The sequence below is a fragment of the Streptomyces sp. NPDC048590 genome (assembly GCF_043199535.1).
In the GTDB taxonomy this organism is placed as follows: Bacteria; Actinomycetota; Actinomycetes; order Streptomycetales; family Streptomycetaceae; genus Streptomyces.
This window is the reverse complement of the sequence record NZ_JBICWC010000010.1, coordinates 86,210-98,984: the sequence shown is the minus strand read 5'-3', so window position 1 is coordinate 98,984 and position 12,775 is coordinate 86,210. Positions and strand designations below refer to the sequence as shown.

Sequence of the window (12,775 nt, the reverse complement as noted above, 5' to 3'; positions counted from 1 at the left end):
ATCCCATGGGCTCCGCGACCGGCAGACACCGTCGCCCTCGCCAGGCACCCGCCATCGTCGTCGCCGCAGGCGTCACGGGATCGGCCATCGCCATTCCCCTGCTCGGCGCGGGCGGCGCCCAGGCGGCCGAAGCGACCACTTGGGACAACGTGGCCGAGTGCGAGAGCGGCGGCATGTGGAGCGCCGACCTCGGCAACGGCTACTACGGCGGCCTGCAGCTCTCCCAGGAGACGTGGTCGGCCTACGGCGGCACGGAGTACGCCGCCAGGGCCGACCTCGCCAGCCGCTCGCAGCAGATCGCCGTCGCGGAGAAGGTGCTGGACGACAAGGGCCCGCAGGCCTGGGCCAGCTGCGCCGTGATCTCCGGGCTCACCCTGGACGCGACGCTGCCCGGCGTGGACCCGGGCGACGAGGAGTCCGACGACGCCTCCAGCAGCGCCACGCCCTCCGACGACCCGTCCGCCGAGGCCGACGACCCCGCGGACACCGCGGAGGGCGACGACGCCACGGCCGAGAAGGACGCCGGGGACGGGAAGGCGTCCGGCGACGCGAAGGGCGAGGACGAGAAGAAGGACGAGGACGAGAAGGCCGGCGAGTCCGGGGCCTCTCCGTCCGCCTCCCCCTCTGCCACCCCGTCGCCCGAAGGCTCCCAGGCGTCGAAGGGCGGCAAGCACCGGGGCACCCCGGCCCCCGAGGAGTCCGCGGAATCCACGGCCGGCACCGGACGCGACTCCGGCCGCCACGCCTCGCGCGGCGAATCCGGCGCGCGCGAGGGCGCGGAGGGCACGTACACCGTCCGCGCGGGCGACAACCTGTGGGCCATCGCCGACGCGCAGGAGCTCCCCGGCGGGTGGCCGGCGCTCTACGAGGCCAACAAGGACGAGCTCGGCTCCGACCCCGACCTGATCCTCCCCGGCCAGAGCCTGGACCTGGGCCTCGGGGACACCGCCCAGGACGCTTCGGCGGAGACCCCGGCCAACTGATCCAAAGCGCTGAAACACCCCGAAATCGGGGGCACTTAAGAGACCTATGTCCACTTATGCGTAAGTGAGACATGGGTCTCTTTGTGTCGGTCGGTGCGCGTCGGGCGCCCGGTCCGTCCACATTGGCTCCGACCTGCGAAAACGATCCTTCAGGGTGCACCGTTACGGGCTGATTGGTCGTTATGTCCATCTTTGAATGTGGGGGTTGCGTGTGATTACGGTCGGAGCCGCTCGCACCGCGGGCACCTTCGACCGTCACGCCGAATCCTGCCGTCGGCCGAGGGGTACCGACGCGTAAAGCGCCGTAGGCAGGAGCGGGGGACCCAGGTAGGTGCCGGACCCGGACGTCGCGAGACGGAGGGGAACGGCTAGGGGTGGAGCCGTCCGCGGGAGCGGATGGCCGGGCAACTCACAGGCCCGAACCCGACAGCTCACCTCGTAGGCGTCGGTGAGGAGAACCATGCTGCTTTCCAGCACGGGCAAGCACCGTCGCCCGTCCAAGGCCGTCCGGATCGCGACCCTGGCCGGAGTCACCGGCGCGGCCGTCGCCGTGCCGCTCATGGGCGCGACCAACGCCTCCGCCGCCTCCGTCGAGACCTGGGACGCCGTCGCCCAGTGCGAGTCCGGTGGCAACTGGTCCATCAACACCGGCAACGGCTACTACGGCGGCCTGCAGTTCTCGCAGTCCAGCTGGGCCGCGGCCGGTGGTACGCAGTACGCCGCGCGCGCCGACCTGGCCACCAAGGACCAGCAGATCGCCGCCGCCGAGAAGCTGCTCGACATCCAGGGCCCGGGTGCCTGGTCCTGCGCCGGGGCCGGCGGCCTCACGAACGACGGTGTGGACCCGGGCGTCGACACCGGCTCCGCCAAGAACGGCGACACGGCCCCGAAGGCCGCGCCGGAGCGCAAGGCCGAGCAGCCCACCACGCGCAGCGAGAAGCGCACGGCTCCCGAGAAGACCGTCACCACCCCCACCGGCCAGAAGGTCGCGAAGGGTGACGGCGAGTACAAGGTGAAGGCCGGCGACACCCTCAGCAAGATCGCCGACGCGAAGAAGGTCAAGGGCGGCTGGAAGAAGCTCTTCAAGCTGAACGACGACATCGTCGAGAAGGCCGACCTGATCTTCCCGGGGCAGCAGCTCCACCTGAAGTAGTCGGAAGCGGTCCGGGGTCTTCCTCCTGCCCCGGAGGGCCCGGCCCGGCGTGCAGACCCCCCGCACGCCGGGCCGGGCCGTTCCGGCACCCGCGATGTGCCGGAATGTGCTCACCCGACGGGGTGAGCGTTCAACTGTTGTGGTTACTGTCCAGTAAAATTCTGGAGATTTGCCCGTAATGCAGGCCCTCGGGTCCTTTTTCGTCCCAGGGGACGGGCGGACGGCCGACGGAGCGGGCCGGGCCGGTTAGGCTCGTGACGCAAGGCCACAGTGACCCTGCCCAATCAGTGTCAGATCCCAGAAGGAGATGCCTCGTGCCGTCCATCGACGTCGTCGTAGCCAGGGAAATCCTCGACTCCCGGGGCAACCCCACGGTCGAGGTCGAGGTTGGCCTCGACGACGGCAGCACGGGACGTGCTGCTGTTCCGTCCGGCGCCTCCACCGGTGCGTTCGAGGCCATTGAGCTTCGCGACGGCGACCCCAACCGTTACCAGGGCAAGGGCGTCGAGAAGGCCGTCCTCGCCGTCATCGAGCAGATCGGCCCGGAGCTCGTCGGCTACGACGCCACCGAGCAGCGCCTCATCGACCAGGCGATGTTCGACCTGGACGCCACCGAGAACAAGGGCTCCCTCGGCGCCAACGCCATCCTCGGTGTCTCGCTCGCCGTGGCGCACGCCGCGTCCGAGGCCTCGGACCTCCCGCTCTTCCGCTACCTCGGCGGCCCGAACGCGCACCTGCTGCCCGTTCCGATGATGAACATCCTGAACGGCGGCTCGCACGCCGACTCCAACGTGGACATCCAGGAGTTCATGATCGCGCCGATCGGCGCCGAGTCCTTCTCCGAGGCCCTTCGCTGGGGCGCGGAGATCTACCACACCCTGAAGAAGGTCCTGAAGACCAAGGGTCTGTCCACCGGTCTCGGTGACGAGGGCGGTTTCGCCCCCAACCTCGAGTCCAACCGCGCCGCCCTCGACCTCATCATCGAGGCCGTCAAGGAGGCCGGTTACGTCCCGGGCCGCGACATCGCGCTCGCGCTCGACGTCGCCGCGTCCGAGTTCTACAAGGACGGCGTCTACGAGTTCGAGGGCAAGTCCCGCTCGGCCGCCGAGATGACCGAGTACTACGAGGAGCTCGTCTCCGCGTACCCGCTGGTCTCCATCGAGGACCCGCTGTACGAGGACGACTGGGCCGGCTGGAAGGTCATCACCGACAAGCTGGGCTCCAAGGTCCAGATCGTCGGCGACGACCTCTTCGTGACCAACCCGGAGCGCCTCGCCCGCGGCATCGAGGAGGGCTCGGCCAACGCCCTGCTCGTCAAGGTCAACCAGATCGGTTCGCTGACCGAGACCCTGGACGCCGTCGAGCTGGCGCAGCGCAACGGCTTCAAGTGCATGATGTCGCACCGCTCCGGTGAGACCGAGGACGTCACCATCGCCGACCTCGCCGTCGCCGTGAACTGCGGTCAGATCAAGACCGGCGCCCCGGCCCGCTCGGACCGCGTCGCCAAGTACAACCAGCTGCTGCGTATCGAGGAGATCCTCGACGACGCCGCCGTGTACGCCGGCCGTTCGGCGTTCCCGCGGTTCCGCTTCGAGGGCTGACAGCCCGAGTCCGGGGCACCAGCCTCCGTCCGTCCCCGCATCCGGTCCCGTACCGTGTGCGGGGACGGACGTGCGTGACGGGAGCGTGAGACATGGCCGGGAAGGACCGCGACCGGTTCTCCACCGCGACCAGGCTGCGACTGCTCGGTGAGCAGACCGCGGCCCGTGTCTACCGGTCCCAGAACCGCCGTCAGGCGCGGCGTTCCCGGCTCACCGGCCGGGCCGCGTTCCTCGCGCTGATCGTCTGCTCCCTGGTGGTCGCGCTCGCGTATCCGATGCGGCAGTACATCTCCCAACGCGACCAGATCGCCGAGCAGGAGAGGCTCTCGCAGGAGGCCCGGCAGCGGACCGAGGAACTGCGCGACGAGAAGGCGCGGCTCAAGGACGACGCGTACATCCGGCGTCTGGCGCGCCAGCACCTCCACTACGTGCTGCCCGGCGAGACCGGCTACACCGTGGTCGACCCGGACGCCGCCGAGGAGCGGCGGGGCGATCCGGGGGCGACGGGCCGGCCGTGGCACTCGAACCTCTGGGACGGCGTCGACAGCGCGGACCGCGAATGACGCGGTGCGCGCGCCGGGCCCGATCCCCGTACCGATTCATACAGTCCGACCGATGACATTCAAGGCAGGCATGGACACGCCCCCTCCGCAGACAGAACCCACCACGCCCACCGCCGCGGACATCGCCGCGTTCGAGCTCCAGCTCGGCCGTCCGCCGCGTGGTCTGCGCGCCATCGCGCACCGCTGCCCCTGCGGCAACCCGGACGTGGTCGAGACCCAGCCCCGCCTGGAGGACGGCACGCCGTTCCCCACGACGTACTACCTGACCTGCCCGCGTGCCGCGTCCGCGATCGGCACGCTGGAGGCCAACGGGGTCATGAAGGAGATGACCGAGCGGCTCACGACGGATCCGGAGCTGGCCGCCGCCTACCGTGCCGCGCACGAGGACTACCTCGCGCGCCGTGACGCGATCGAGGTCCTGGAGGGCTTCCCGAGCGCGGGGGGCATGCCCGACCGCGTGAAGTGCCTCCACGTCCTCGTCGGCCACTCGCTGGTCGCCGGTCCCGGGGTGAACCCGCTGGGCGACGAGGCGATCGCGATGCTTCCCGAGTGGTGGGCGAAGGGCCCCTGCGTCACGCCGTGCGGCGGCGACGCCGCCCCCGACGAGTCCTGACACCCGCCCGCGGTACCCGTACGACCACAGGAGCCCCATGACCCGCGTTGCCGCCGTCGACTGCGGTACCAACTCGATCCGTCTGCTCGTCGCCGACGTGGACCCCGCCACGGGGGACTTCGCCGAACTCGACCGCCGCATGCGGATCGTCCGCCTCGGCCAGGGTGTCGACCGCACCGGACGGCTGGCCCCAGAGGCGCTCGAGCGCACCTTCGACGCCTGCCGGGAGTACGCGGCCGTCATCAAGGAGCTCGGGGCCGAGCGGATCCGCTTCGTCGCCACCTCCGCCTCCCGGGACGCGGAGAACAGCGACGAGTTCGTCCGCGGTGTCCTGGACATCCTGGGTGTCGAGCCCGAGGTGGTCACCGGCGACCGGGAGGCTCAGCTCTCCTTCGACGGCGCCACCAAGGAACTGCTGGGCGCCGAACACCTGGAGAAGCCGTACCTGGTGGTGGACATCGGCGGCGGCTCCACGGAGTTCGTCGTCGGTGACGACTCGGTGCGGGCGGCGCGGTCCGTGGACATCGGCTGTGTGCGCATGACGGAGCGTCACCTCGTGGTGGACGGAGTCGTCGTGGACCCGCCGACCCCTGAAAGGGCCGACGCGATCCGCGCGGACGTCGCAGCCGCACTGGACCTGGCGGAGGAGACCGTGCCGCTCTCCTCGGCCGCGACCCTGGTCGGGCTGGCGGGCACGGTCACCACCGTCGCCGCCATCGCCCTGGGGCTGGAGGAGTACGACTCCGCGGCCATCCACCACTCCCGTGTGTCCCTGGAGCGGGTCAGGGACATCACCGGCAAGCTGCTGGCCTCGACGCACGAGGAGCGGGCGGCGATCGGGGCCATGCACCCCGGGCGGGTCGACGTGATCGCCGCGGGGGCGCTCGTGCTGCTCGCGGTGATGGAGCGGTGCGGCGCCCGGGAGGTCGTCGTGAGCGAGCACGACATCCTTGACGGGATCGCCTGGTCGGCGGCCTGATCACAGAGGTCCGGGCGGGGTCGTGAGATCCCGCTCAGACGCACTGTGGCCTGCACTTCTGAGCTGATCGAAGCCCTCCCCGGGGCCGTACGGGGAGGGCTTCGGCGAGCCGCCGCGACAAGCTTCGTGAACTTCTTCACAAGGAATTCGGCCCCAGTGGGCGAAGTTCTTCGCCCAGGGGGCCGTGCGGGCGGTCCGGGGGGCGCGGGAGGGGTGATGCGGGGGTGTTTCGGCGGTGTGGCGGAAGCGTGTCCCGGAGGGCCGGTTCGTCTGTGGCGGCGACTCAAGGGCCAGCTCACAGGTGGTGAACAACGTTCGCCGACGGGCTGTGGTTCCCCGTCCTGCCCATGACCTGGGTCACGTGGGCGGCGAAGTGTAGCAGAGGGTCGCGCATACCTTGTGAAGGGGCTCACGAGCATGCCCCCCGAGGGGGGTGGATACTCGATGGCATGAGCACCACGGAGCGTCCCAGGATCCTCGTTGTAGGCGGTGGGTACGTAGGCCTGTACGCAGCTCGTCGCATTCTGAAGAAGATGCGGTATGGAGAGGCGACCGTCACGGTCGTCGACCCGCGCTCGTACATGACGTACCAGCCCTTCCTCCCCGAAGCTGCTGCCGGCAGCATCTCGCCTCGGCATGTCGTCGTCCCGCTGCGACGCGTGCTGCCCAAGGCTGAGGTTCTCACCGGCCGTGTCACGACCATCGATCAGGACCGCAAGGTCGCCACGGTCGCGCCGCTCGTCGGCGAGGCCTACGAGCTGCCCTTCGACTACCTGGTCATCGCGATGGGCGCGGTCTCCCGCACCTTCCCGATCCCCGGCCTCGCCGAGCAGGGCATCGGCATGAAGGGCATCGAGGAGTCCATCGGTCTGCGCAACCACGTCCTCGAGCAGCTCGACAAGGCTGACTCGACGACCGATGAGGACGTCCGCCGCAAGGCGCTGACGTTCGTCTTCGTGGGCGGCGGCTTCGCCGGCGCGGAGACCATCGGCGAGGTCGAGGACATGGCCCGCGACGCGGCGAAGTACTACACCAGCGTCAAGCGCGAGGACATGCGCTTCATCCTGGTCGACGCCGCCGACAAGATCCTTCCCGAGGTCGGCCCGAAGCTGGGCGCCTACGGCAAGGAGCACCTGGAGAGCCGTGGTGTCGAGGTCTACCTCTCGACCTCCATGGACTCCTGCGTCGACGGTCACGTGGTGCTGAAGAACGGCCTCGAGGTCGACTCCAGCACGATCGTGTGGACGGCCGGCGTGAAGCCGAACCCGGCGCTGGCCCGCTTCGGCCTGCCGCTCGGCCCGCGTGGTCACGTGGACACCTCGGAGAAGCTCCAGGTGCAGGGCACCGACTACATCTGGGCCGCGGGCGACAACGCCCAGGTGCCGGACATGGTCGGCCGCCGCGCCGGCAACCCGAACGCCTGGTGCCCGCCGAACGCCCAGCACGCGCTGCGGCAGGCGAAGATCCTCGGTGACAACGTCATCTCCGGCATGCGGGGCTTCCCGCAGAAGGAGTACAGCCACGCCAACAAGGGTGCGGTCGCCGGACTCGGCCTGCACAAGGGCGTCGCGATGATCGTCATGGGCAAGGTGAAGATCAAGCTCAAGGGCCGTCTCGCCTGGTACATGCACCGCGGCTACCACGGCATGGCCATGCCGACCTGGAACCGCAAGATCCGGATCTTCGCCGACTGGACGCTGGCGATGTTCCTCAAGCGCGAGGTCGTCTCGCTCGGCGCCATGGAGACTCCGCGCGAGGAGTTCTACGAGGCTGCCAAGCCGAGCCCGGCTCCGGTCGCGGCCAAGGCCGACGGCGAGAAGGCCAAGGCCTCCTAGCGCTCGTACGTCACCGAAGGGGTCGTCCGCCATCCGTGGTGCGGACGACCCCTTCGGCGTGCCCCGGCCCTTCGCGGGCGCGTCCGGCCGTGCTCGCCCGAAGATACGTGGCCAGTGAAAGTATTTTGCCGTTCCGTTGCCCGGGGGCGGGATGGTACCGGCGTCACGCGGCGTTGACACCCGTGTACCTCGCCGTGGGCCCGAGGTGTCGTGGCTCCGGTGCGGGTGCGCATATGCGAGATTCAGGCACGTTCGGAAACACCACCACGGAGGTGTGCACCATGGCCGACGCCGCATCGCGGCTGACCGCTCTTGCCGAAGAGTTGCTCGGAGAACCCCTGCCGGTCCGGATCCGGGCCTGGGACGGCAGTGAATCCGGTCCGCCGGGTGCCCCCACCCTCGTCCTCCGCCACCGCCGCGCCCTGCGCCGGCTGCTCTGGAAGCCGGGCGAACTGGGCCTGGCCCGCGCCTGGGTGGCCGGTGAGATCGACGTGGACGGCGATCTCTACGCGGCACTGGACGCCGTGGCCTCGCTGCTCTGGGAGCGCGGGGCCGATGCCAAGGACACCGTCCACCCCGTCCGTGACCCCAAGGTCCGCGCCTTCGCCCGCGGCCTGCTCGAACTCGCCGGCCCCTGGCCGCCCCCGCCTCCGCCGGCCGAGGAAGTACGCCGCCGCACCGGCCCGCTGCACACCAGGCGCCGTGACAAGGAGGCGATCAGCCACCACTACGACGTGGGCAACGACTTCTACGCCCTGGTCCTCGGCCCCTCCATGGTCTACTCCTGCGCCTACTGGCAGGAGGGCGCCACGCTGGAGGAGGCCCAGCGCGACAAGCTCGACCTGGTCTGCCGCAAGCTCGCCCTGGAGGAGGGGGACCGCCTCCTCGACGTCGGCTGCGGATGGGGTGCCATGGCCGTCCACGCCGCCCGCGAGTACGGAGCGAGAGTCACCGGGGTGACCCTCTCCACCGAGCAGGCCGCCTTCGCCCGCAAGCGCATCGCCGAGGAGGGCCTCACCGACCGGATCGAGATCCGCGTCCAGGACTACCGGGACGTCAAGGACGGCCCCTACGACGCGATCTCCTCCATCGGCATGGCCGAGCACGTCGGCACGGAACGTTTCCGTGAGTACGCCGACGACCTGTACGCGCTCCTGAAGCCCGGCGGGCGTCTCCTCAACCACCAGATCGCGCGCCGCCCGGAGAAGGACGAGTCGGCCTACCGCATCGACGAGTTCATCGACGCCTATGTCTTCCCCGACGGCGAACTCGCCCCGGTCGGCCGCACCGTGGCCGTTCTGGAGGAGGCCGGATTCGAGGCCCGCGACGTCGAGGCGATCCGCGAGCACTACGCGCTGACCCTGCGCCGTTGGGTGGCCAACCTGGAGGACCACTGGAAGGAGGCCGTGCGGGCCACCTCGCCCGGACGGGCGCGCGTCTGGCGGCTCTACATGGCGGCCTCCGCCCTCTCCTTCGAGCACAACAAGATCGGGGTCAACCAGATCCTCGCGGTGCGCCCGCGGGAGGGAGGGCCCAGCGGCATGCCGCTTCGGGCCCGCGACTGGACGGCCTCGCGGAAGGACTGACCCGGCTCGTGCGAAGGGGGCGGCACCCGTGTGTGCGGGTGCCGCCCCCTTTCGCGTCAGGACGGTGTTACTCGGTCTTGATCGCCGTCAGCATGTTCAGCTTCGCTCCGCTGCGGGCCGGCCAGAGCGAGGCCAGGACACCCACCAGCGCGGCGAGGGCGAGGAAGACGGCGAGCCGGTCCCACGGGACGACCAGGGCGTAGCCGGGGATGCTCTCGGCGAGGGTCCGGCCGATCGCCCAGCCGAGGAAGACCCCGAGGCCGACCCCGATCACCGCGCCGAAGACCGAGATGACGACGGCCTCCAGGCGGATCATCCGCTTGACCCGGCGCCGGTCGAGACCGATCGCGCGGAGCATGCCGATCTCCTGCTGCCGCTCGAACACCGACATCGCCAGGGTGTTGACCACTCCGAGGACCGCGATCAGCAGGGCCATGGCGAGCAGTCCGTACATGATGTTCAGCGCGGTGTTCACGAAGCCGCCGAACATGTCACGGATGTCCTGCCGGTCCATGACGCTCATCGCCGGGTTGTCCCCGAGCGCGTCCACGATCGCCTGCTCACCGGCCTTGCTCGCGCCGCCGTCCGTCTTGATCCAGACCTCGCGGATGTCGGGTCGGGCGGTGGTGCTGTGCGCGTCCGCCAGGGCCTTCGGGACGAGGAAGGGCGAGAGGAACTCGTTCTCCTCGTAGACGGCACCGACCTTCAGCTCGCCCTTCTTCCGGTCGTCGAACGTCACCGGGAGGGTGTCGCCGGTCTTCCAGCCGTTCGACTTCGCGGTCTTCGAGCCGACCGCGACACTGCCGTCCTTCAGGGAGCCGAGCGAGCCGGAGACGGTCTTCAGCGAGAAGACCTTCTCCACGTCGCCGGGGGTGACGCCGGAGGCCGAGTGGTACTTCCCGTCCACCTCGAACCAGGCCGCCTGCTGCGGGGAGACGGCGCTGACGCCGTCGGCCTTCTCCAGGGCGGTGAGCGCGGACGGGTCGAGCGACCCGCCGCCGGCCATCGAGACCATGTAGTCGGCCTTGATGTTGTCCGTGGTCATCCTGTCGACGGCCTGGCCGAGGGTCACGCCCAGCACCGAGATGCCGGTGACCAGGGTCAGCCCGATGGCCAGCGCGGAGGCGGTGGCTCCGGTGCGCCGCGGATTGCGGACGGCGTTCTGCGAGGCCAGCTTCCCGGAGACACCGAACAGCTTCCTCAGGGCGGGCCATACGAGGGCGACGGCCGGCCGGGACAGCAGCGGGATCAGCACGATCACGCCGATCAGGGCGAAGAACGCGCCGGCCGCGACGAGGTAGCGGCCGTCCGTGCCGCCGGTGGCCGCACCGCCGACGATCCCCGCCGCTCCGATCAGGGCGATCACGCCGCCGATCGAGTTCCTGACGACCAGGGACCTGGTGCTCGCCGTGGCGTGCACGCTGCTCATGGCGGCCACCGGGGCGATCTTCGCGGCCCTGCGGGCGGGCAGCCATGCGGCGACCACGGTGATCAGGACACCGACGGCCAGGGCCGATCCGATCGCGACCGGCGAGACGACGAGCGGACCCGCGGGGATCTTGCCGCCGATCACCCCCATCGCGGAGCGCAGTCCGGTGGCCAGCGCGACACCCAGGCCGAAGCCGATGACGGAGGCCAGCGCGCCGACGACGCCCGCTTCGATCAGCACCGACCGCTTGACCTGGCGGCGGGACGCGCCGATGGCCCGCATCAGGGCCAGTTCACGGGTCCGCTGGGCGACCAGCATCGTGAAGGTGTTGGCGATGAGGAAGACGCCGACGAACAGCGCGATCCCCGCGAAGGCCAGCAGCATGGTGTTGAGGTTGGTGAGCTCGTTCTCGATCTGCTCCGCCTGTTCGTCCGCCAGGGCCCGGCCGGTCTGGGCGGTCGCGCCCTCGGGGAGCAGCGGCTCGATCTCGTCCAGCAGCTTCCCGTCGGAGGCGCCGGGCGCGGCGGTCACGGTGACGTCCTTGAAGACGCCGGGCTTCAGGTAGAGCCCCTGCGCGGTCGGGGTGTCGAACAGCACGAGGCTGCCGCCGGCGTTGACCGCGCCGTCCTCGGTGGTGAAGACGCCGGAGAGCTTGTACTCCTTCACCGGCCCGTTGGTGGCGACCCGCACCGGATCGCCGACGTGGTACCCGCCCTTGGAGGCGGTGTCACGGTCGAGGGAGATCTCGCCGCCGCGGTCCGGACCGGAGCCGTCGGTGAAGGCGTACCGGGCGTCCTGACCGCCCTTGCCGGGGGCGTAGTTGGCGCCGGTGTTGGACCAGCCGTTGCCGATCAGCTTGCCGTCCGGGTCGGCGACACCGGCGAAGCCGGAGACCCGGCCGGTGGCGGAGGCGACGCCTTCCAGCGCGCGGATCCTGTCCAGGGTGGCGTCGTCGATGCCGGGGGCCTTGCCGTCCTGGTCGCCGGCGCTGGTCGAGACGGCGACGGCGACGTCGTCGTAGCTCTTCGCGGACTGCTTGCGGAAGGCGTTGCCGAGGGTGTCGGTGAAGACCAGGGTGCCGGAGACGAAGGCGACGCCGAGCGTGACGGCGAGCACGGTCATCAGCAGCCTGGCCTTGTGCGCGAGCACATTGCGCAGGGCGGTACGGAACATGTCTGTGTGTCCTGGGGATGGAAGCGGAGGAACGAGGGCGGGGCGGGGGCGGTGTGGCCGCCCGCTCAGCTGGTGCGGCCCTTGGCGTCGAACGCCTTCATCCGGTCGAGGACACCGTCGGCGGTCGGGTTCGGCATCTGGTCGACGACGGCGCCGTCCGCGAGGAAGACCACCCGGTCCGCGTAGGAGGCGGCGACCGGATCGTGGGTCACCATCACCACGGTCTGGCCGAGTTCGCGCACGGAGTTGCGCAGGAAGCCGAGGACCTCGGCGCCGGAGCGGGAGTCGAGGTTCCCGGTCGGCTCGTCACCGAAGATGATCTCCGGCTGCGAGGCCAGGGCGCGGGCGACGGCCACACGCTGCTGCTGGCCGCCGGAGAGCTCGGTGGGACGGTGCTTGAGCCGCTCGGAGAGGCCGACCATGTCGATGACCTTCTGGAGCCAGGCCCTGTCGGGCTTCCGGCCGGCGATGTCCATCGGCAGGGTGATGTTCTCCAGCGCGGTCAGTGTCGGCAGCAGGTTGAACGCCTGGAAGATGAAGCCGATCTTGTCCCGGCGGAGCTGGGTCAGCTGCTTGTCCTTCAGCGACCCCAGCTCGGTCTCCCCGATCCGTACGGAACCGCTGCTGAAGCTGTCGAGACCGGCGACGCAGTGCATCAGGGTCGACTTGCCCGAGCCGGACGGGCCCATGATCGCGGTGAACTCGCCCTGCGGGAAGTCCACGGACACCCGGTCCAGCGCGACCACCTGGGTCTCCCCCTGGCCGTAGACCTTCGACAGCTCCGTCGCACGGGCGGCGACCGCGGTGGTGCGGTGGGCGGTGGTGGTGGTCACAGGGGTGCTCCTGGTTCGGGCGGTGCG

10 protein-coding genes and 1 riboswitch are annotated in these 12,775 nt (G+C 70.3%); of the genes, 8 read left to right on the top strand and 2 right to left on the bottom strand.

The genetic code is table 11. The features are described from left to right. Nucleotides 1–5 precede the first annotated feature (5 nt). The 8 genes from ACGFNN_RS27195 (at nucleotide 6) to ACGFNN_RS27160 (ending at nucleotide 9,313) form a co-directional block, all read left to right on the top strand. Entirely contained in the window at nucleotides 6–983 is a 978-nt protein-coding gene (locus tag ACGFNN_RS27195) for a transglycosylase family protein (RefSeq protein ID WP_393559735.1), read from the top strand. Nucleotides 984–1,273: 290 nt separating this feature from the next. Continuing rightward, nucleotides 1,274–1,443, top strand: a riboswitch (cyclic di-AMP (ydaO/yuaA leader). Next, the gene (locus ACGFNN_RS27190) at nucleotides 1,444–2,136 is read left to right on the top strand and encodes a transglycosylase family protein (RefSeq protein WP_365522401.1); all 693 of its coding nucleotides are present in this window, start codon (nucleotides 1,444–1,446) and stop codon (nucleotides 2,134–2,136) included. It abuts the riboswitch before it with no gap. Nucleotides 2,137–2,450: 314 nt separating this feature from the next. Next, nucleotides 2,451–3,737 carry a phosphopyruvate hydratase gene (eno, locus tag ACGFNN_RS27185; protein ID WP_356880541.1) on the top strand — a complete coding sequence of 429 codons (1,287 nt, stop codon included), beginning with the start codon at nucleotides 2,451–2,453 and terminating at the stop codon, nucleotides 3,735–3,737. 92 nt (nucleotides 3,738–3,829) lie between these two features. Then, nucleotides 3,830–4,300, top strand: coding sequence for a septum formation initiator family protein (locus tag ACGFNN_RS27180; RefSeq protein WP_362540597.1), 471 nt, complete (start codon nucleotides 3,830–3,832; stop codon nucleotides 4,298–4,300). Nucleotides 4,301–4,370: 70 nt separating this feature from the next. After that, a complete protein-coding gene (locus ACGFNN_RS27175; RefSeq protein ID WP_362666107.1) occupies nucleotides 4,371–4,913 on the top strand; it encodes a DUF501 domain-containing protein in 543 nt (180 codons plus the stop codon). 37 nt (nucleotides 4,914–4,950) lie between these two features. After that, nucleotides 4,951–5,892 (top strand): exopolyphosphatase, encoded by a 942-nt coding sequence (locus ACGFNN_RS27170; RefSeq protein WP_393559732.1) that lies wholly within the window; start codon nucleotides 4,951–4,953, stop codon nucleotides 5,890–5,892. A 449-nt stretch (nucleotides 5,893–6,341) separates the two neighbouring features. After that, nucleotides 6,342–7,727, top strand: coding sequence for an NAD(P)/FAD-dependent oxidoreductase (locus tag ACGFNN_RS27165; RefSeq protein ID WP_362540603.1), 1,386 nt, complete (start codon nucleotides 6,342–6,344; stop codon nucleotides 7,725–7,727). A gap of 281 nt (nucleotides 7,728–8,008) precedes the next feature. Then, nucleotides 8,009–9,313, top strand: a complete 1,305-nt coding sequence (locus ACGFNN_RS27160) for a class I SAM-dependent methyltransferase (protein WP_393559730.1) — start codon at nucleotides 8,009–8,011, stop codon at nucleotides 9,311–9,313. 67 nt (nucleotides 9,314–9,380) lie between these two features. Here ACGFNN_RS27160 and ACGFNN_RS27155 read toward each other — a convergent pair whose 3' ends face one another. Further along, complete coding sequence (locus ACGFNN_RS27155) at nucleotides 9,381–11,915, bottom strand: ABC transporter permease (RefSeq protein WP_393559728.1); 2,535 nt, start codon at nucleotides 11,913–11,915, stop codon at nucleotides 9,381–9,383. A gap of 65 nt (nucleotides 11,916–11,980) precedes the next feature. After that, a complete protein-coding gene (locus tag ACGFNN_RS27150; RefSeq protein WP_393559726.1) occupies nucleotides 11,981–12,748 on the bottom strand; it encodes an ABC transporter ATP-binding protein in 768 nt (255 codons plus the stop codon). Nucleotides 12,749–12,775 lie beyond the last annotated feature (27 nt).